Origin of the sequence: Loigolactobacillus binensis, assembly GCF_005405165.1 — a bacterium.
In the GTDB taxonomy this organism is placed as follows: Bacteria; Bacillota; Bacilli; order Lactobacillales; family Lactobacillaceae; genus Loigolactobacillus; species Loigolactobacillus binensis.
The window spans coordinates 49,379-66,939 of sequence record NZ_BJDN01000007.1 but is presented as its reverse complement, the minus strand read 5'-3'; the positions used below and the strand labels follow the sequence as shown (position 1 = coordinate 66,939).

The window sequence follows — 17,561 nt, the reverse complement described above, 5'->3', positions numbered from 1 at the left end:
TAGCTAAGCGCTTTTCCAAATCCAGTTGCAGTTAATCCAGCAAGGGTGTGATGAAATGTTTAAATATAGCGTGACCAGTGATGCTGCCACACAGCGGCTCGGTGCTGCGGTGGGCCAGTTAGTACAACCGGGGGATGTTCTGTTGTTACAAGGAGAACTTGGGGCTGGCAAAACCACGTTTACAAAAGGTTTAGCTACCGCGCTAGGTATTCAGCAGTACGTGAAAAGTCCCACTTTTACGTTGATCCGCGAGTATACTTCTGGGCGCTTACCGCTATACCATATGGACGTTTACCGGTTAGAAAATGGTGGCGGTGATGAACTAGGGTTGGAAGAATATTTTAATGGTGCCGGCGTCAGTGTTGTTGAGTGGCCGCAATTTATTGAAGCCGAGTGGCCCGAGAATTATTTACAGATCAAAATTAATAAAACGGCCACTGATAATGAGCAGCGGGAATTTGTTTTTAAGCCACAAGGGGCGCGTTATACGGCCTTAGTTGCCCAACTGGAACAAGCGTTATGAGTGAAGAAGTGACGATTCGTGCCGCTAAACCGGCGGATGCGAAACCATTACTGACACTAATGCGCCAGCTCAGCCAGGAAACGCCATTTTTGCTGACTGATGAAACGGACTTGACTAGTTCAGTTACCGCTGAAGGGGCACAGTTGACTGCCTTAGCCCATTCACCTAATAATTTACTGTTGGTGGCGGTGTTGGATGGTGAGCTGCTGGGAATGGCGCGGGTGGCCGCCAGTGCGGCGCCCGAAATTCAGCACATTGGTGAAGTTGGGGTGGCGCTTTTACAAGAATTTTGGGGTTACGGTTTAGGCACCGCATTGATTGAAGAAGTACAGGCGTGGGCCCAGGCGAATTCAGTGATCCGGCGCTTAGAATTAACGGTGCAGCAGCGCAATCAACGTGCTTATCAGCTGTACCAAAAATTAGGTTTTCAGGTTGAAGGTAAAACGGCCCGCGGCTTTTATGATGCACAGGCTGGCTTTCAAACGTTGATTCGCATGGCGCAATTGATCGATCATTCTGATTGAAGCCACGATTTAATTTAAAAAGCGGCACCAGCCTTAAATTTACTGTACGCAAATAGCGTCAGGCGAAGTAGTACAAAACTACCTTGCCTGGCGCTATTATTGTGGAGGATCAAAGCTTAGTCTTTAGCCAACAATAAGTGCTCTGCCAGTGCTGTTATTCAGGCAATGACTTTAACAAATGCTTTTAACCGTTCAGTACCAAATTGTTGGGCTTCACGCAACAAAATGTTGGCGCAAGCGCGGCTATCGTCCAGCGCATTATGATGGTGTTCCAACGCAATGTTCAGTTCGGCACAGACCGTGTTCAGTTTGTGGTCGCTGAATTCAGGATAGAATTGGCGACTGGTACGAACGGTGTCTAAGGCTAGATACTGCGGCGTTGGCAGTTGATAATGCGCTAAACTGCTGCGCAGCACACCGATGTCAAAGTTTGCATTGTGCGCGACAACTAAACGATCGCGCTGAAATAATGGTGCGATGTGCGGCCACAAAGTAGGAAAATCCGGCGCGTCAGCAACATCAGCGGTGTGGATCCCATGAATCTGCGTGTTACGCCAGAAAAAGGGCGTATCTGGTTTGATCAATGAATAAAATTCATCGACGATCTGATCGTTACGCACCACCGTTAGCGCCAGCGAACAGGCGCTGTATCGTTTGGCATTAGCCGTTTCAAAATCCATTGCCACAAAATTCATTAATTTCACCTATTTCCTTAAACTTGCCGGCGGGATGCAAAACAATTCAAATTATAGCTGCTCTAAAGGGCCTTTATTATCTCGGTAAGCCGGCGCTGAGGGACGAAAGAAAGCGGGGACCGTTTGTTCTAACCAAAATTCAGCGCCAACCAATTAATTTAAAACGTTTAATTTGTGCTGCCATTATAGAAATAATCTGACCGTTTGTAAAGTGACTAGGCTTGTAATTCTGGCTTGGTCAATAATGCTACTGGACAGTGATCGGAACCGAGGACATTGGTTAAGATCGCCGCGTCAGCCAATTGTGGTTGCAACTGGTTTGAAGTGACAAAGTAATCGATCCGCCACCCAGCATTATTTTGGCGCGCATTAAAACGATAGCTCCACCAAGAATAAGTGACTTGCTCAGGATAAAAGTAACGGAAACTATCAGTGAAGCCAGCCGCTAAGATCTGACTAAATTTAGCCCGTTCTTCATCAGAAAAGCCGGCATTTTTATGATTAGTTTTATCGTTTTTCAAGTCGATCGGCTCGTGGGCAACATTTAGATCACCACAGAAGATCACTGGCTTTTTCTGATTTAAGGTGCTGATGTAAGTGCGAAAAGCATCTTCCCAGGCCATCCGGTAATCTAAGCGCTTTAACTTGTTTTGTGAATTAGGGGTGTAGCAAGTCAGCAGGTAAAAATCTTGGTATTCCAGCGTGATCAGGCGGCCTTCTTGATCGTGTTCAGCAATGCCCAGACCATAAGTGACGTTTAGCGGTTCATGTTTAGTGAAGATCGCTGTGCCGGAATAGCCTTTACGTTGCGCATAATTCCAATATTGATAATAGCCAGGCAAAGTTAGGTCAATTTGGCCGGCTTGCAGCTTAGTTTCTTGAATACAGAAGAAATCCGCGTCTTCCGCCTTGAAAAATTCCATAAAATTCTTTTTAACCACTGCGCGTAAACCATTAACATTCCACGAAATAAATTTCACGATATCCGCTCCTTATTTAACAACTTGACTCGCTTTCTATTCTACAGAAAAATAACGGGAAACAAAAGGGTGCTGAACCCACTGACTATCAAAAAAAGCCGGTTCATGCTAAAATATTAATAGATTAGAACGGGAAGGGAATGCGTCCTGCATGTTGCACAAAGAACCTAATGTGGTCGAATTATTTCCACAAATTAATATTAAATTAGCTGAACCATTGCGCCATTATACGTACACCAAAACTGGTGGGCCAGCCGATATTCTCGCGTTACCTAAAAGTAATGCCGAAGTTCAGACCTTAGTTGCTTATGCCAAAGCACAACAGTTACCGCTAACGGTGATCGGTAATGCCAGTAACCTGATCGTTAAAGACGGGGGCATTCGTGGCCTGGTGATCATTTTAACGGCTATGGCGCAGATCAAGGTGTCGGGCACCAAGGTCTATGCGCAAGCTGGGGCTAAGATCATTGATACCACCATCGCGGCAGCGCAGGCGGCGTTAAGTGGCATTGAGTTTGCGGCGGGCATTCCTGGCAGTGTCGGGGGTGCAATGTTTATGAACGCTGGTGCTTATGGTGGTGAGATCAGTGACGCTGTGCAGTCAGCTACCGTATTGTTGCCGGATGGCACGATCAGTGAGCTGAATCGTGCAGCTTTAAAATTTGCTTACCGCCACAGCGTGATCCAAGACAATCACAGCATTGTTTTGGCGGCGACTTTTGCTTTGACTCCAGGCAATCAACCGGCGATCGAGGCCAAAATGGCGGACTTTAATGCGCGTCGCGCGGCTAAGCAACCATTGGAATATCCTTCCTGTGGTAGTGTCTTTAAGCGGCCTACCGGTTACTTTACCGGTAAATTGATTCATGAGGCGGGCCTACAAGGTCATATCAGCGGGGATGTGCAAGTGTCGTTGAAACACGCTGGTTTTATGATCAATTTAGGCCACGGAACCGCAACTGATTATATGGATTTGATCCGTTACGTCCAGACGGTGGTTTTTGAACAATTTGGCGTTGCCTTAGAACCCGAAGTCCGCATTATCGGCGAAGATTTGATTGCATAAATGAGCAGCTGACTTGCGCGGTCAGCTGTTTTTTTGCCAAAAGGAGTGTGCCGCTGGTTACGCTGTTGGACGTGAGGACCACTTGGATGATGTGCCAGCCAATGAATCGGATGTGACGTCAAGTGGTCGTGATCAAACTACCAGCTAACGTTAACGGAGCGCAAGACTGACCGTTTTTTGTATATGGCTAATTGTAATTAACGGTATTCGCTTATTTTATATCTAGTTAAATGCTTAAAACGGTTGCTTTTACTTAACTTTTTAACCATTTATTGTTCAAAAAGCCACAGTATGTATTTAAGCACTAAGAATTTAAAACATTAAGAACTTAAGGTACTAAGAACTTAGAGCACTAAAGATCAAAACCAAACCGAGTAGTTCCAGAGCAGAAGAATAGTTATGTCCCCCAATTTAGTACGTTTTTAAACTAATTCAAAATTTAAGTAGAAAGTAGTTGTTGCTATGAACATATTAGAAGCGGTAATTATGTTAGTCAGCGTAGTACTCGTTTCCAATGTTATTAGTCATTATTTAACCTTTTTACCAGTCAGTTTGATTCAAATTATGGCTGGTTTATTATTAGCATTGCTTTTTAAAGTCACGATTCCGTTGCGTACAGATTGGTTTATGCTTTTATTCATTGCACCGTTGCTGTTTAATGATGGTCGTCATTTTCCGAAGCGTGAATTGTGGGCCTTACGGGGACCCATCGTTATGAACGCCATTTTTCTAGTTTTTGTGACGATGTTTGTTGGTGGCTGGTTTATTCATTTTTTGGTGCCCGATTTGCCATTAGCCGCTAGTATTGCCTTAGCGGCGATTATTTCACCGACTGACCCAGTGGCCGTGCAATCGATCTCGCAGCAAGCAAAGTTACCTAGCAACGTATTGCATTTAGTGAGTGGCGAAAGTTTGATCAACGATGCCAGCGGGCTGATCGGTTTTAAGTACGGGATCGCGGCGGCGGTCACCGGTATTTTTTCGTGGCAGCAGGCTGCTGGTGATTTCTTTTATATTTCCATTGTTGGGGCTTTGATGGGAATGGTGCTGATGGCCGCCATTCAAGCGGTTCGCACCTTCATGTTGCAGCAGGGGATCAATGATGTCGTTTTGCACACGGTTTTGCAGATCGTGACCCCATTTATCATTTATTTAGTTGTTGAGGAATTGCTGCACGCCTCAGGGGTGATCGCGGTGGTCAGTGCGGGGATCGTCTATAATTTTTCCCAACCGGCGTTGATGGATTATTTGCCGGAACTAAAAATTGTCACCGAACGGACTTGGGATATTGCAATCTATTTATTAAACGGGCTTGTCTTCTTGATCCTAGGTATTGAGTTACCGCTGGCGATGACCCAAACGATCCGCAATCCCAGCGACAACACGTGGATGGCCATCGGCGATATTATTTTAGTTTGGCTAGTTATTTTCTTGATCCGCGTACTGTGGACCTTGGTTAACGTCACTTTCAAATGGATTAAGGATCGGCAGCAACAACGCCCTAGTTTAGGCGTGGCGTTACTGTCAGGATTAACTGGTGTGCGTGGCGCGATCACGATGGCTGGGGTTTTGTCTGTGCCTTACACCTTAGCATCCGGGGCCGCCTTTCCCGAGCGCTCATTGATGTTGTTTATTGCGGCCGGTGTGATCATTTTAAGTTTGTTGATGGCCGTGATCTTTATCCCGCTGCTGACGCGCAGTCATATTGCGATCGCGACGCGGGGCACGGAACCCGCTGCTGATAGTAGTATGGACACCACGGCAGTGACCACCGGTGATTCGAAGATTTCGGAAAGTGAAGCGCGGATCTACACGTTACGTTTGGCGATCAACCGCTTAGAAAGTGAACGTCGTCCAGAAAATCAGCGGGTCGTCTATGATCTGATCACCGAATATCAAGAAATGGTGCGGCGTTTGCAGGCCGCCTATCAGCCAGAGGAGCGTTTGGCGCCTTTTCTCAACGAGGAGCTAACTTTGCGGCGGGTGGCACTGCAAGGTGAAGCTGACGTATTAGCGCAACTTTGGCAGGCAGGTACGATTCAGGAACGTAGCTACCAACAATTTCAAAAGCAGTTACGCAACCGGATGCGAATCGTGGAAAATCTACCGCATAAATTACAGCGCCCGAACTTTTTTACCCGCGTCCATCGGATCGGGACTTGGTTCAGTCACCTGCGCTATAAAATTATTCGGGTGCGTTTTAATGGGCCGTACTATAGTGAACGGTTAATGATCGAAAAAGAAACGGCTAAAGGCGGTATTAAGGCGTTATCCGCTTATTTGAAAAAACCGGAGGCTAAGGCCGCCCATTACAACCGCCAAATTATTTACCAGATTATTGTTAGCTACCGCAATCGTATCGAGCAGGTCAAGCATTTGCATCGGGAACAAAACGGCCAACATTCACGGCGCGCGGATTATGATCGCGCTATGCGGGGCCTGCGCTTTAAAGCACTTGCAGCCGAGCGCAGCGGGATTCAAAGTATGTTGGAGCAAGGTTATATTTCGTGGGCGTTAGCGGCTAAATTACGGCAGTACGTCAATTATTCGGAAAATGCCTTACTGTTAGGCGAAGATGTCGACTAATGGTAGACGGCGCTACCAGCAGTGGTAACGTTGTTCCGTTAAGTTAGCAATGCGGGCGAATTTTGATCATTTGGTATTTTTTAAATTCAAAATTTCTTGGCAAACCAGCAGCGCCAGCAAAAGTAGCCTGTGAAGCTACCTTTACTGGCGCTGTTTAATTATGGATTGTGGGGCAGGTTACTAAATGAATTTAGGTCACCGGTTAAAATTGAACTAAAGTCCGGCCATAATGAGGCGTACCGATAAAATGACTTAAAGCACTAGGCAGTTGACTGAAGGTAACCGTATTTTGTTGCAGTAAGGCCGCATTAGCCGGTTGGAAATCAGTGGCCAAATGTTGCCAGATGGCGCGCCGTTTAGTCGCGGGATAGGCGACGGAATCAATGCCTTGCAGTTGAATATTGCGTAAAATAAACGGTAACGTGGTGGTGGTCAGTTGATTACCGCCGGCATTGCCAGATAAGGCAACGACCCCGTTGTAGCTGATCTGCGGTAAAATGGCGGCTAATAACGAACCACCAACAGCATCGATCGCGCCGGCAAATTTTTGCTTTTGTAATGGTTTTGGTTGCTGCGCCGCTAGTTCATTGGCGCTGATCACATGACTGGCGCCTAACTGCCGTAAGTAATCACCAGCTGCTGAATTGCGACTGACCACAGTCAGCTCCGTATAACCTAATTGATGTAGCATCGCCGTTGCCCAACCACCAACGCCACCAGTACCACCGGTGATCAGCAGCGGCGCGTTTTGCGGTAATTGGGCCTGTAATAGTGTTTGTACGGATAAGGCAGCAGTAAAGCCGGCGGTGCCATACCACATGGCGGCGGCTAGTGTTAATAATGTTGGTAACGGCACTAGCCAGGCCGCCGGTACTGTCAGGTATTCAGCGTAGCCGCCGGGCCAGCTGATCCCGAAGTCAAAGCCGGTCAGCAGCACCTTTTGACCAATGGCAAAGGCAGCACTGGTACTAGCGACCACGGTACCGGCAGCGTCGATCCCGGGGATCTGGGGATATTGGCGGAGAACACCACTACGCGGATTTAACGTTAAAGCGTCCTTATAGTTGATCGTCGAATAAGCGACTTTGACGCTGACTTGATTTGCCGCCAACTCAGGTAATTGCCGGTGAACGAAAGTTGGGCGAACTTGATCTTGTTCTAAATGTAATTCTAGGGCTTGATAGTTCATGCAAAATTCCTCCTTCAGGAAAACGCTTTTTTGCTAAAGTTCTGGAACTAACTAAATAATCACGCGCTTGATCTTACGTTATATTGTAACCTCTTTCATTATCTAGACACAAGCCAACAAATGGTTTAAAAAATAACTGGGATGGCTTATAATTTAAGGTGCTGTGCCCAGTTATTTTTAAGTGGTAACAGTACTTATTTTACCAGTGCAAGGCTTAAATGATCTTTAGAAAAATTAGGAGCCGATCAGAAAAAATTGATCAGCTAATTGCGGCTGACGTTGCAACTTGAACGGGCTGATCTTAGGCCTTAAGCCCAGCGTTAGCAGTAAGGTTGTTAACTGGTCATGGGGCGCAAAGATAATTAAGATTATGCGTTGATTTTTAGAATTCTGAAGCTCAAGTTGAGCAGGTAAGGACTTGCCCAACGATCCCAATAAAACAGCTAAAATACAAGGGAGCGTGACAATTAAGTTGGCCAATACAATTATCAAATTTAGTGGTGTGAACAAGCGTTTCGGGGATACGCTGGCGTTGAAGCAAATTGACTTTGAATTAGAACAAGGGAAATTTTATACGCTGTTGGGTCCTTCTGGCTGTGGCAAGACGACGATTTTGCGGATCCTCGCTGGTTTTACGGATGCCAGTGCCGGTACCATTGAATTTAAAGGGCAAAAAATCAATGATCTGCCTGCAAACAAACGGAAAATCAATACTGTTTTCCAGGATTATGCGTTATTTCCCCATTTGAATGTTTATGATAATGTGGCTTTTGGCTTAGTTTTGAAGAAAACGGCAAAAAAGGTCATTCAAGAAAAGGTTTTAGAAGCACTGCGATTGGTGCAACTATCCGGCTATGAAGACCGGGAGATCAGTGAATTGTCCGGCGGCCAGCAGCAACGCGTGGCGATCGCCCGGGCGATCGTCAATGAACCGGAAGTTTTGTTACTGGATGAGCCGTTATCCGCGCTGGATGCTAAGTTACGGACAGCGATGCAGGTGGAACTGCGGCAGTTGCAACAACGCTTAGGGATCACTTTTTTATTTGTTACGCATGATCAAGGTGAAGCGCTAGCCATGAGTGACGAAATTTTTGTGATGAATAACGGCGCTATTTTACAACAGGGTGATCCGGTGGATATTTACGATGAACCAATCAATCATTTTGTGGCTGATTTTATTGGAGAAAGTAATATTGTGAAGGGACGGATGTTAGCCGACTACCAAGTGGAGATTTTAGGCCATCAGTTTGAATGCTCGGATGCCGGCATGCGGATCAACGAACCGGTGGAAGTTGTTTTACGGCCGGAAGATCTAGTCCTAACATCAATTGAAAAAGGAAAATTGACGGTGACGGTGGATACACAAGTTTTTCGCGGTGATATTTATGAAATTATGAGCCACGATGCCGCCGGTAATGAATGGTTGATCCATTCAGTTCGTAAAACCACCGTCGGCCAGCAAGTGGGGATCTATTTTGAACCGGAAGATATTCACGTAATGCGCTTTGGTGAGTCGGAAGAAGACTTTGACGCTCGTTTGGAAAGCTACGAGGACGATGACCATGAAGAAGTATAATGCGTTCTATAGCGTGCCCTACGTGTTGTGGTTGCTTTTATTTGTTATTGCGCCGCTGTTACTGATCGTTTACCAATCGTTTTTTAATATCAACGGCCAGCTGACCTTAAGCAATTATCAGACTTATTTTGGCTCGGGGACTTATTTACGGATGACGTTTAACTCAATTTGGTATGCGTTTATTATTACCTTGGTCACGTTGTTGATCAGTTACCCAACGGCGTATTGGCTCAGTCAAACGCGCCACAAACAATTATGGTTATTGCTGATCATTTTGCCGACTTGGATCAATTTATTGTTGAAAGCGTACGCCTTCATCGGTATTTTCAGTCAGGCTGGGGCGGCTAATCATTTTCTAGAATTTATCGGCCTTGGTTCACAGCAGCTTTTATTCACTAAAACCAGCTTTATTTTTGTGGCGGCCTATATTGAAATTCCGTTTATGATCCTGCCGATCTTCAATGCTATTGATGAATTGAATCCATCACTGATCAACGCCAGCCGTGATTTAGGCGCCACGAATTGGCAAACCTTTAGTAAAGTGGTCTTTCCCTTGACCTTAAATGGGGTCAAAGCCGGTGTGCAGGCTGTCTTCATTCCGTCACTTTCCTTATTTATGTTGACGCGTTTGATCGGTGGCAATAAGGTCATTACGTTAGGGACGGCGATCGAAGAGCATTTCTTAGTGACGCAAAATTGGGGGATGGGTTCCACGATCGGGGTCGTTTTGATCGTGGCCATGGTCGTGATCATGTTTGCCACCGGTGAACGACGGAAGAAAGGGGGCCACCGCGAATGAAACGTAAGTGGTATGATTGGCGCAATGTTTATTTGTGGTTGGTGTTCCTATTGTTATATGCGCCGATTTTTTATTTGATTTTCTATTCTTTTAATGCCGGCACCACGATGACTCATTTTACTGGCTTTTCGTGGCAACATTATGCGGAATTATTTGCTGATACGCGGATGATCGAGATCGTACTGGATACGTTATTGATCGCTTTACTGTCGTCGCTGTTAGCCACGATCATCGGAACCTTAGGTGCGTTGGCCATTTACGGGATCAAAAAAGTGTGGTTGAAGAATTCAATTTTATCGTTGAATAATATTTTAATGGTGTCTCCGGATGTGATCATTGGGGCCAGCTTTTTGATCTTCTTCACTTTTCTCGGCTTGCGCTTAGGGTTTAGCTCAGTGCTTTTAAGCCATATTGCTTTTTCAATTCCGATCGTGGTGTTGATGGTATTACCTAAGCTAAGTGAAATGAACCATTCGTTGATCGATGCTGCCACTGATTTAGGTGCCACTAACTTGCAGGTACTGACGCGGGTTGTTTTTCCCTTTATCACACCGGGGATCCTAACCGGTTTTTTCATGGCGTTCACTTATTCGCTGGATGACTTTGCGGTGACTTTCTTCGTCACAGGTAATGGTTTTGAAACCTTATCCGTTGAGATCTACGCGCGGGCGCGGCAAGGGATCAGTCTTGAAGTTAACGCGTTGTCGGCGCTGATGTTTCTGTTCTCATTGTTACTGATCGGTGGTTATTATTTCATTGAACAATACAATAGTTCAAAAAAAGAGCGTCGCCGTAATCGGATGGAGGCGAAGTTGATCAAATGAAACGTTTAATCAGTTTTGCCTTAGCCATTATTGCATTTTGTGCGCTGTTAGCGGTAGGTAGTAGCCAGTTACAGAAGTCGCAAGGCGCTAGCAGTAGCGGAACCTTGACCTTGTATAACTGGGGCGATTATATTGATCCGGCGTTGTTGACTAAATTTCAAAAGCAAACGGGCTACAAGGTGCAGGTCGAGACCTTTGACAGTAATGAGGCCATGTTCACTAAGATCCAACAGGGTGGGACCAACTATGATCTAGCTGTTCCTTCTGACTATATGATCCAGAAAATGCATAAGGCTCACTTACTGGTGCCTTTGAATTATAAACGTTTACACGGTTTCAATCATATTGATCCCCATTTTCGTGATCAATCCTTTGATCCAGGTAATCGGTATTCAGTGCCGTATTTTTGGGGGACTTTAGGTATTATTTACAACGATCAAATGGTCAAGGCTAGTGCTGTTCAGCATTGGCGTGATCTGTGGTCACCTAAGTTACGCAATAATATTATGTTAGTCGACAGTGCCCGCGATATTATGGGGATGGCCTTGATCACCCAAGGGCATTCAGTCAATACGACAAATGTGGCGCAGTTGGAGCAGGCCAAGTTGAAATTAGAGGGCTTGATGCCTAATGTTAAGGCGGTAGTGGCCGATGAGATCAAAATGTACATGGCCCAAAATGAGGCAGCAGTAGCGGTTACTTGGTCCGGAGAAGCAGCAGAGATGATGGCCAATAATTCACATTTACATTACGTCGTACCCACTGAAGGCAGTAACCTGTGGTTTGATAATTTAGTGATCCCGAAAACCGCCAAGCACTACAAAGCGATCTACGCCTTTTTGAATTTCATGTTAAAACCAGAAAACGCGGCACAAAATGCTGAATATGTAGGTTACGCCACACCAAATAAGGCCGCCAAAGCTTTGTTGCCTAAAGCAGTCGCTACTGATAAACAGTTTTACCCCAGTGATTCTGTTATCAATAAATTACAAGTTTATGCTGATCTAGGTAACCGCATGGTCGGTATTTATAATGATAAATTTCTTGAATTTAAGATGTACCATCGTTGAACGGTGGGGGATCGGGAAGTTAGTCGCTACGCTAGCGCTTACTTCCCTTTCGTTTTCATAAAAAAACAATTAATAAGATAATTTTTTTATTATGATAATATTGTTTATAGGCTTGGTAGACGTGTTATAATAAACTAAGGGATGAGTTCACAAGTCGAGGTGAATTCTGAAGCTTTTTTCATCATTATTATAGCTAAAGATCGCTTTAGACTGGTAATCTTGGCTATTATGCTTGCTGTAATTATGGTCATCACAATATGACTAAATGAAGCATAAGCCATCAAGGTTGTAACATATCGTTTGCTTTGAGTAAGTGCAGTTGCCAACGTTGCGGCTGCAGTCTTTAGGCTTAGCCCTAAAAGTAATTGCTGTTTTACTCATTTTTTATGCCGGCCACTAAATGATTCCTTTGCTAGGGGGGGAGCTAAAATGCGAAAATTATTATTAAGCATACTTACTTTTGCTGGGGCGCTGATTTTTGCGCTGACAACAAGTGCTGTACAGGCCGCAGTTTTAGGCACCCCCGACTGGAGCGGCGTGACGGCGACATCATTTGGTTATGATGGCACAAAAACTGGGACCTACAAAATAACAACGGATGGCACTTATCTTTATTTTCAAGTTAATATGGGTTCACTCACCAGTAGCATCCCTAATGATTATCAAGTCACAATTGGGAGCAAAGACTTTACGCTGACAACATCAGAAACAAATGGTACGCTGACCCTTTCGGCTAGAGGTGGCGGTACTAATTGGCAAACGATCAGTAACGTTGGTAGTGCAGTTAAAAGCGTTGCTGGTACGTCACCCGTTTTGACAGCTAAGGTCTCGTTGGCAACTTTAGGAGTTAAACAAACCAATTCTGCACAAGCAATTACCTTATCTTGTTATGATCTTGGTTTACAAAAGGCTACCGCAACCTTAAGTGCCGCACCGGTTGAAAGCACGACCGGCAGTGATTCTAATGCTAATTCAACTAGCAATTCTAGTAGTACCACAAGCAGTAGTTCTAGCGCTAACGCGGTTAGTCAGGCTTTAGCTGGTTCAAGTAGTGATCAAGCCACTACTGACTCCGATCAGGCGGCTAATAATAATACTGCAGGCAGTTTAGGAATCACCATTGATGGTGATTTCAGCGATTGGGCCGATAAAGACATGTCGGACATGTACATTACTGGTGATAGTGATAATTTGAAAAAGGCCAGTTTGTTAGCCGATGAAGATAATATTTATTTCTATGTTGCGATGATGCCGAAATTAGGTAACGGCGGTACTAGCGGTTACGCAGATTTTCAGGCTAGTGGTTACCAATTAAATGTTGGCGGTGTGATCTATGATCTTGATTTTAACAATAATTCAACCGTTACCTTAAGTGTTGGTCAAAAACAGGCGGTCACTTTAGGGGTGTATAACGAAAAAACGGCTGCCTACACGGCTTATACCAATGATGCCTACGTCGCCAATAAAAAGTTAACGCAGTATAATGGTTCTGGCCAAGCAGTTACTGGTAATGGCTATGTATTGGAGTGTTCAGTACCGTTTTCGGCGTTAAGTGGGACTTCAAATACGGCTGGGCAAACCATTACTTTGGCTAATAGTAATTTATGGACTGGTAAATTACAGACTACTGGTGGGAGTACCGGGCCAGTTTTATTAGCGGGGGTTGGTTTTGTAATTGCCAGCGTAACGGTGGTTAAGTTAACTGGCAATAAAAAATTGACATTAAAAAGTGCAAGGAGAACCAAATGAATATCTATTTATTGATCGGGATCGTTGTTTGGTTATACATCCTGTCTATTTTAAAAAGAGCTCGGCTTTCGGCCTTTCATTTTATCGTTGGCAGTGGCGGGCTTTTTTTATATTAATTGCGTTAAGTGATCCATACTGGGTTTGGCTGTTTACCCACGCAGTACTCAATGGGATAAGGTGGTTAGGGGACCTGACTGGCATGAGCACTGTGATGGGGCGTTACGGGCTGGTCAGTATCACTAACTCGACTGTACCAGTGACGATGACCATTGATTATGAATGTTCAGGTGTGATCGAGACAACCGCTTTTATTAGTCTGGTTGTTTTTTTGCCAATGTACAATGGTTTTGAACGGATCTTTTTTTCAATCGTGGGGACAGTCTGGATCTACTTGGCGAACATTATTCGCTTGATGTCAGTCATTACAATTGTCCATTTTGGCAGTGGTGATCTGTTCTTTTTAGCCCACTCGATTGTTGGCCGTTTGATTTTTTACATTCTAGTAATCATTTTATACTATGAGGTGTTTACTTACTCACAGCTTTCCCAAGGCCTGTACCGCAGCTTTAGAAACCGGGTTCGCCGACTTAAGCAGCGCTTCAAAGTAACGAAAGGATGACCTCATGATGTTTTACTGGTTACAATTAACGCTTTTTAAAATGGGCTTTTGGTTGACCTGGGCGTTGATACCGATCGTGGTTGAGATCATTCCAGCATTTATTTCCGGAATTCGTTTGTTGGTTAAGGCGTTACACAAAAAAACATTGATCATGCCGGACAAAATGCCCTTTATCTCTCTGCTGGTGCCGGTTTATAATTCAGAAGATACCTTGTTTAATTGTATACGTTCGATTCATGACTCAACATATCCGACTGAATTGATTCAAGTGATCCTTGCTGATAATCAAAGCACTGATGATAGCTTTGGTGCCTTCGAACGGGCGCAAAATGAATTTTCGGACATGAACATGCAGTTGATCCACACACAGCGCGGCAAAGCTTCGGCCTTAAATGCGGCGATCTACGCCAGTATTGGCACTTACATTATCAATATTGATAGCGATGGCGTGCTAGAGAAAAATGCTTTGATGAATATTGTGCTTCAATTTGAAAATGATTATGATGTTGCGGCGTTGACCGGTACCATTTTACCTAAATGGGAAATGATCAAGGCTAAAAAACCGTGGCCTTTAAAACTATTGCAGCATAATGAATATTTTGAATATGCCCAAGCTTTTCTGTCTGGTCGGACGATCGAAGCCAAAAACAATCAACTATTTACGATGTCCGGGGCCTTCTCTGCATTTCGTAAAGAGGCGTTGCTGAATACCTTCATGTACGATACCGCTACTATCGGTGAAGATACCGATATGACTTTTCAGATCCGTGATAAGTTAAAACGTAAGGTATCAATTTGCGCTTCCGCCATTTTCTATATTGAACCGATCCCGAGTCTAGGCAATTTGTACACACAGCGGCAACGTTGGCAAAAGGGCGAGCTTGAGGTGATGCACGCCCATACACAAGACATTGCTGTGCATAAGTTCTTTAGCGATTTTTTGATCCGGCGTATAATGATCGATCATACCTTCCTTTTTCCAAGAATGATTTGGTTATTTGCCAGCATTGCGTTACTATTCTTTCGTTACTCACCAATCATGATGGGTATGTCATATGTTGCTATTTATATTTTATATGTACTGGTAGGTTGGTTAAATTTTATTTGTGTACGCGTATTACTCCGAGATTTTCCAAAAGAAAATAGGTTTTATGGGCGACAATGGTGGGTGCTGCTGACAATGCCACTGTACAACTTTGTCTGTTCGTTTATCCGTTTTGTGGGAACGATCAACGGGATGACCGAAGCTTCGGTCTGGAATTCAGAACGGTTTGATCAGGAAGTGAAGGGTGCAAGTGCTGTGGTCAAAACCGACTGGAAGAATCTGAAAAAGCGTAGGAGGTAAGTACCATGACTTTAATGCACACCTATAAAATCAAGTCGTATGTGAATGCCAGTCACGCAATGCGCTGGGAAGCCGGTGAAGGCAAACAACATACGCATACGTGGGAGATTATTTGCGAAATTAAAAGTAAAAACGATAAAATGATCGTTTTTCGGAATATTGAGCAAGCCATCAAAGAGGTTTTAGATCGTTTCTCCGGAAAATTCTTGAATAAGTTACCTTACTTCAAAGAAATCAATCCCACAGTGGAAAATGTGACCGTGTGGTTATTTAATTTGATCACGCCAGAAATGGAGCAACTGTCAGCCCAATTGATCCGCATCGAGGTTGGTGAATCACCGACGCGGTCGTATTGTATTACGGTTGAGGATGATTGAACGGCAACTGAGCAAAGGTAACTTATAAGTTGGGAATGATAAACAAGCTATGACGAACACGCTATTTAACCTTGGTAATAAAACTTTGACCCGCTTATTTAACGGGTTGTTTTTCTTAACCTTATTATTTGCGGTGACGTCACCGAATATCATTCTTGGCGATAATTGGATCACAGGGGCGGGCACCACCTTATGGACGACTATGTTGGTGATCTTTGCAGTGGCGGTGATCGTTGCGCTGATCACTTATCCCCAGGTCCGAGCGTGGGGGTATCAAGTTTTTATTGGGCAAAAGTTGCGGACTGCCGGTTTGTTATTAGCAGCTGTCGTGCTGTGGCAAATTACGTTTGTGTTAGCCGTTCACCCGCCGATCGGTTTTGATGTAGGCGCAATTCACCAAGCTTTGACCGACACCACTAGTCCAGATATTAGATCTTATTTTAGTCTTTATTACAACAATATTTTGATCCTACTGTTGCAACACTTTCTGGCGACTGTTTTTGGCACTAAATCGTGGTTATTTTTTGATTTTGTTAATTTGTTTTTAGTCGATCTGGCCGCCAGTTTTAATATTTTAAGTATTGCGGTGCTCAATAAGAAAAAATTAGCGGCCGGGATGTACTTGCATGCCTGTTGGTTGGTGATTTTCCCCATGATCATTGTGCCTTATACGGATACTTGGGTATTGCCGCTGGTGTCAGGCTATTTGCTGAGTTACGTTGTATTAGCTCATGGGCGGTTTAAGCTGCCAGTGCGGGTGCTAGCCGCGGTGTGTTTTGGTTTCTTGGCGGCCACGACTTATTTTATGAAACCATCGGCCATTGTTGGTGTGATCGCGATTGGCTTAGTTGAATTACTGTATTCATTGCGGCAAAGCTATTCGGCCCAACAGTGGCGCAGAGCGCTAGGCTTGATTTTATGTGCAACGCTGGTTTTAGGTGGCAGTTACCTAGGTGAAAAACACATTTTAGATCAGCAAACGTATTTGCCGGTTAATACGCAGCGTTCCGTGCCACCATTACATTTTATCGCCATGGGTCTTTCAGGCGACGGGGGCTATAATCCTAAGGATGCCCTAGCAATGGCGGTTATTCCAACGAAAAAGGGCCGCAATGCTTATTCTAAACAGTTGTTGATCAAACGGTTAAAACAAAAAGGGGCGTTAGGCTACGTTACTTTCCTATTTAAGAAGCAGCGTAACAATACCGCTGACGGCACTTTTGCGTGGGTCAAAGAAGGCCACTTTATCAATGAAGATCCCCGGCCAACCGGCACTGGTTTTACTGGCTTACTGCAACAGTTTGTTTATTTATACGGAACGCATTTAGGTGATTTTCGGTTTATCGCCCAAATTTGGTGGCTCATTTGGCTCGTTTTGATTGCTTTTGGTTGGCGTGATCAAACTAAAATCGTGCAGGTGCTGCGGTTAATGATCATTGGTGGTTTTATGTACTTGTTATTATTTGAAGGCGGGCGCAGTCGTTACCTGATCCAGTTTTTGCCAGCCTTTATCTTATTGGCGACGTTGGTTTACGATCAAACTTTCGCCTTTTTTAAGCGCACTTATCAGTGGGCTTACGCGCTAAAACCCGTTCATAGCGATCAGTAGTTGGTATTGAAGTCAGTTTGGAGGCGTTTT

General features: G+C 44.5%; 15 protein-coding genes and 1 pseudogene. 13 read left to right on the top strand and 3 right to left on the bottom strand.

Translation table 11 applies throughout. The annotated features are described in order from the left end of the window. Positions 1–55: 55 nt before the first annotated feature. Complete coding sequence (gene tsaE, locus FFM78_RS05035) at positions 56–523, top strand: tRNA (adenosine(37)-N6)-threonylcarbamoyltransferase complex ATPase subunit type 1 TsaE (RefSeq protein WP_137637349.1); 468 nt, start codon at positions 56–58, stop codon at positions 521–523. Then, positions 520–1,047, top strand: a complete 528-nt coding sequence (locus FFM78_RS05030) for a GNAT family N-acetyltransferase (protein WP_137637348.1) — start codon at positions 520–522, stop codon at positions 1,045–1,047. Before tsaE ends, FFM78_RS05030 begins: the two co-directional genes overlap by 4 nt. Positions 1,048–1,205: 158 nt before the next feature. Here the strand turns inward: FFM78_RS05030 and FFM78_RS05025 are convergent, their stop codons facing one another. Beyond that, positions 1,206–1,742: a 3'-5' exonuclease gene (locus tag FFM78_RS05025; RefSeq protein WP_137637347.1), complete on the bottom strand. Its 537-nt coding sequence runs from the start codon at positions 1,740–1,742 to the stop codon at positions 1,206–1,208. 215 nt (positions 1,743–1,957) lie between these two features. Next, positions 1,958–2,722, bottom strand: coding sequence for an exodeoxyribonuclease III (locus FFM78_RS05020; RefSeq protein WP_137637346.1), 765 nt, complete (start codon positions 2,720–2,722; stop codon positions 1,958–1,960). 151 nt (positions 2,723–2,873) lie between these two features. Here FFM78_RS05020 and murB point away from each other — a divergent pair, with 151 nt between their 5' ends. Then, positions 2,874–3,788, top strand: a complete 915-nt coding sequence (gene murB / locus FFM78_RS05015; RefSeq protein WP_137637345.1) for a UDP-N-acetylmuramate dehydrogenase — start codon at positions 2,874–2,876, stop codon at positions 3,786–3,788. A gap of 462 nt (positions 3,789–4,250) precedes the next feature. After that, complete coding sequence (locus tag FFM78_RS05010) at positions 4,251–6,374, top strand: cation:proton antiporter (protein WP_137637344.1); 2,124 nt, start codon at positions 4,251–4,253, stop codon at positions 6,372–6,374. 202 nt (positions 6,375–6,576) lie between these two features. Here FFM78_RS05010 and FFM78_RS05005 read toward each other — a convergent pair whose 3' ends face one another. Continuing rightward, positions 6,577–7,563 carry a YhdH/YhfP family quinone oxidoreductase gene (locus FFM78_RS05005; protein WP_137637343.1) on the bottom strand — a complete coding sequence of 329 codons (987 nt, stop codon included), beginning with the start codon at positions 7,561–7,563 and terminating at the stop codon, positions 6,577–6,579. Positions 7,564–8,035: 472 nt separating this feature from the next. On the opposite strand from FFM78_RS05005, the gene FFM78_RS05000 reads away from it, so the two are divergent. From FFM78_RS05000 to FFM78_RS04960, 9 genes and pseudogenes are all read left to right on the top strand, one after another. Next, the gene (locus FFM78_RS05000; protein ID WP_137637342.1) at positions 8,036–9,139 is read left to right on the top strand and encodes an ABC transporter ATP-binding protein; all 1,104 of its coding nucleotides are present in this window, start codon (positions 8,036–8,038) and stop codon (positions 9,137–9,139) included. Next, positions 9,126–9,938, top strand: coding sequence for an ABC transporter permease (locus FFM78_RS04995; RefSeq protein WP_137637341.1), 813 nt, complete (start codon positions 9,126–9,128; stop codon positions 9,936–9,938). The genes FFM78_RS05000 and FFM78_RS04995 overlap by 14 nt, the downstream gene beginning before the upstream one ends. Then, positions 9,935–10,762: an ABC transporter permease gene (locus tag FFM78_RS04990; RefSeq protein ID WP_137637340.1), complete on the top strand. Its 828-nt coding sequence runs from the start codon at positions 9,935–9,937 to the stop codon at positions 10,760–10,762. The genes FFM78_RS04995 and FFM78_RS04990 overlap by 4 nt, the downstream gene beginning before the upstream one ends. Beyond that, positions 10,759–11,832: an ABC transporter substrate-binding protein gene (locus FFM78_RS04985; RefSeq protein ID WP_137637339.1), complete on the top strand. Its 1,074-nt coding sequence runs from the start codon at positions 10,759–10,761 to the stop codon at positions 11,830–11,832. The genes FFM78_RS04990 and FFM78_RS04985 overlap by 4 nt, the downstream gene beginning before the upstream one ends. Before the next feature lie 429 nt (positions 11,833–12,261). Beyond that, the gene (locus FFM78_RS04980) at positions 12,262–13,581 is read left to right on the top strand and encodes a Firmicu-CTERM sorting domain-containing protein (protein ID WP_137637338.1); all 1,320 of its coding nucleotides are present in this window, start codon (positions 12,262–12,264) and stop codon (positions 13,579–13,581) included. Next, a pseudogene (gene xrtG / locus FFM78_RS04975) lies at positions 13,578–14,200 on the top strand (exosortase XrtG). The gene FFM78_RS04980 and the pseudogene xrtG overlap by 4 nt, the downstream one beginning before the upstream one ends. Positions 14,201–14,207: 7 nt before the next feature. Beyond that, positions 14,208–15,545 (top strand): TIGR03111 family XrtG-associated glycosyltransferase, encoded by a 1,338-nt coding sequence (locus FFM78_RS04970; RefSeq protein WP_137637387.1) that lies wholly within the window; start codon positions 14,208–14,210, stop codon positions 15,543–15,545. Between the two features lie 5 nt (positions 15,546–15,550). Then, on the top strand, positions 15,551–15,922 hold the full coding sequence (locus FFM78_RS04965; RefSeq protein WP_137637337.1) for a 6-carboxytetrahydropterin synthase: 372 nt from the start codon (positions 15,551–15,553) through the stop codon (positions 15,920–15,922). A 49-nt stretch (positions 15,923–15,971) separates the two neighbouring features. Continuing rightward, a complete protein-coding gene (locus FFM78_RS04960; protein ID WP_137637336.1) occupies positions 15,972–17,531 on the top strand; it encodes a TIGR03766 family XrtG-associated glycosyltransferase in 1,560 nt (519 codons plus the stop codon). The last annotated feature ends 30 nt before the right edge of the window (positions 17,532–17,561 follow it).

Bases quoted from the DNA above. Each gene is read 5' to 3' on its own strand.
- FFM78_RS05010 (WP_137637344.1), top strand. From the start codon at position 4,251: ATGAACATATTAGAAGCGGTAATTATGTTAGTCAGCGTAGTACTCGTT.
- FFM78_RS04985 (WP_137637339.1), top strand. From the start codon at position 10,759: ATGAAACGTTTAATCAGTTTTGCCTTAGCCATTATTGCATTTTGTGCG.
- FFM78_RS04960 (WP_137637336.1), top strand. From the start codon at position 15,972: ATGACGAACACGCTATTTAACCTTGGTAATAAAACTTTGACCCGCTTA.
- FFM78_RS04970 (WP_137637387.1), top strand. From the start codon at position 14,208: ATGTTTTACTGGTTACAATTAACGCTTTTTAAAATGGGCTTTTGGTTG.
- FFM78_RS05025 (WP_137637347.1), bottom strand. From the start codon at position 1,742: ATGAATTTTGTGGCAATGGATTTTGAAACGGCTAATGCCAAACGATAC.
- tsaE (WP_137637349.1), top strand. From the start codon at position 56: ATGTTTAAATATAGCGTGACCAGTGATGCTGCCACACAGCGGCTCGGT.
- FFM78_RS04965 (WP_137637337.1), top strand. From the start codon at position 15,551: ATGACTTTAATGCACACCTATAAAATCAAGTCGTATGTGAATGCCAGT.
- FFM78_RS04980 (WP_137637338.1), top strand. From the start codon at position 12,262: ATGCGAAAATTATTATTAAGCATACTTACTTTTGCTGGGGCGCTGATT.
- FFM78_RS05030 (WP_137637348.1), top strand. From the start codon at position 520: ATGAGTGAAGAAGTGACGATTCGTGCCGCTAAACCGGCGGATGCGAAA.
- FFM78_RS05005 (WP_137637343.1), bottom strand. From the start codon at position 7,563: ATGAACTATCAAGCCCTAGAATTACATTTAGAACAAGATCAAGTTCGC.
- FFM78_RS04995 (WP_137637341.1), top strand. From the start codon at position 9,126: ATGAAGAAGTATAATGCGTTCTATAGCGTGCCCTACGTGTTGTGGTTG.
- FFM78_RS04990 (WP_137637340.1), top strand. From the start codon at position 9,935: ATGAAACGTAAGTGGTATGATTGGCGCAATGTTTATTTGTGGTTGGTG.
- murB (WP_137637345.1), top strand. From the start codon at position 2,874: ATGTTGCACAAAGAACCTAATGTGGTCGAATTATTTCCACAAATTAAT.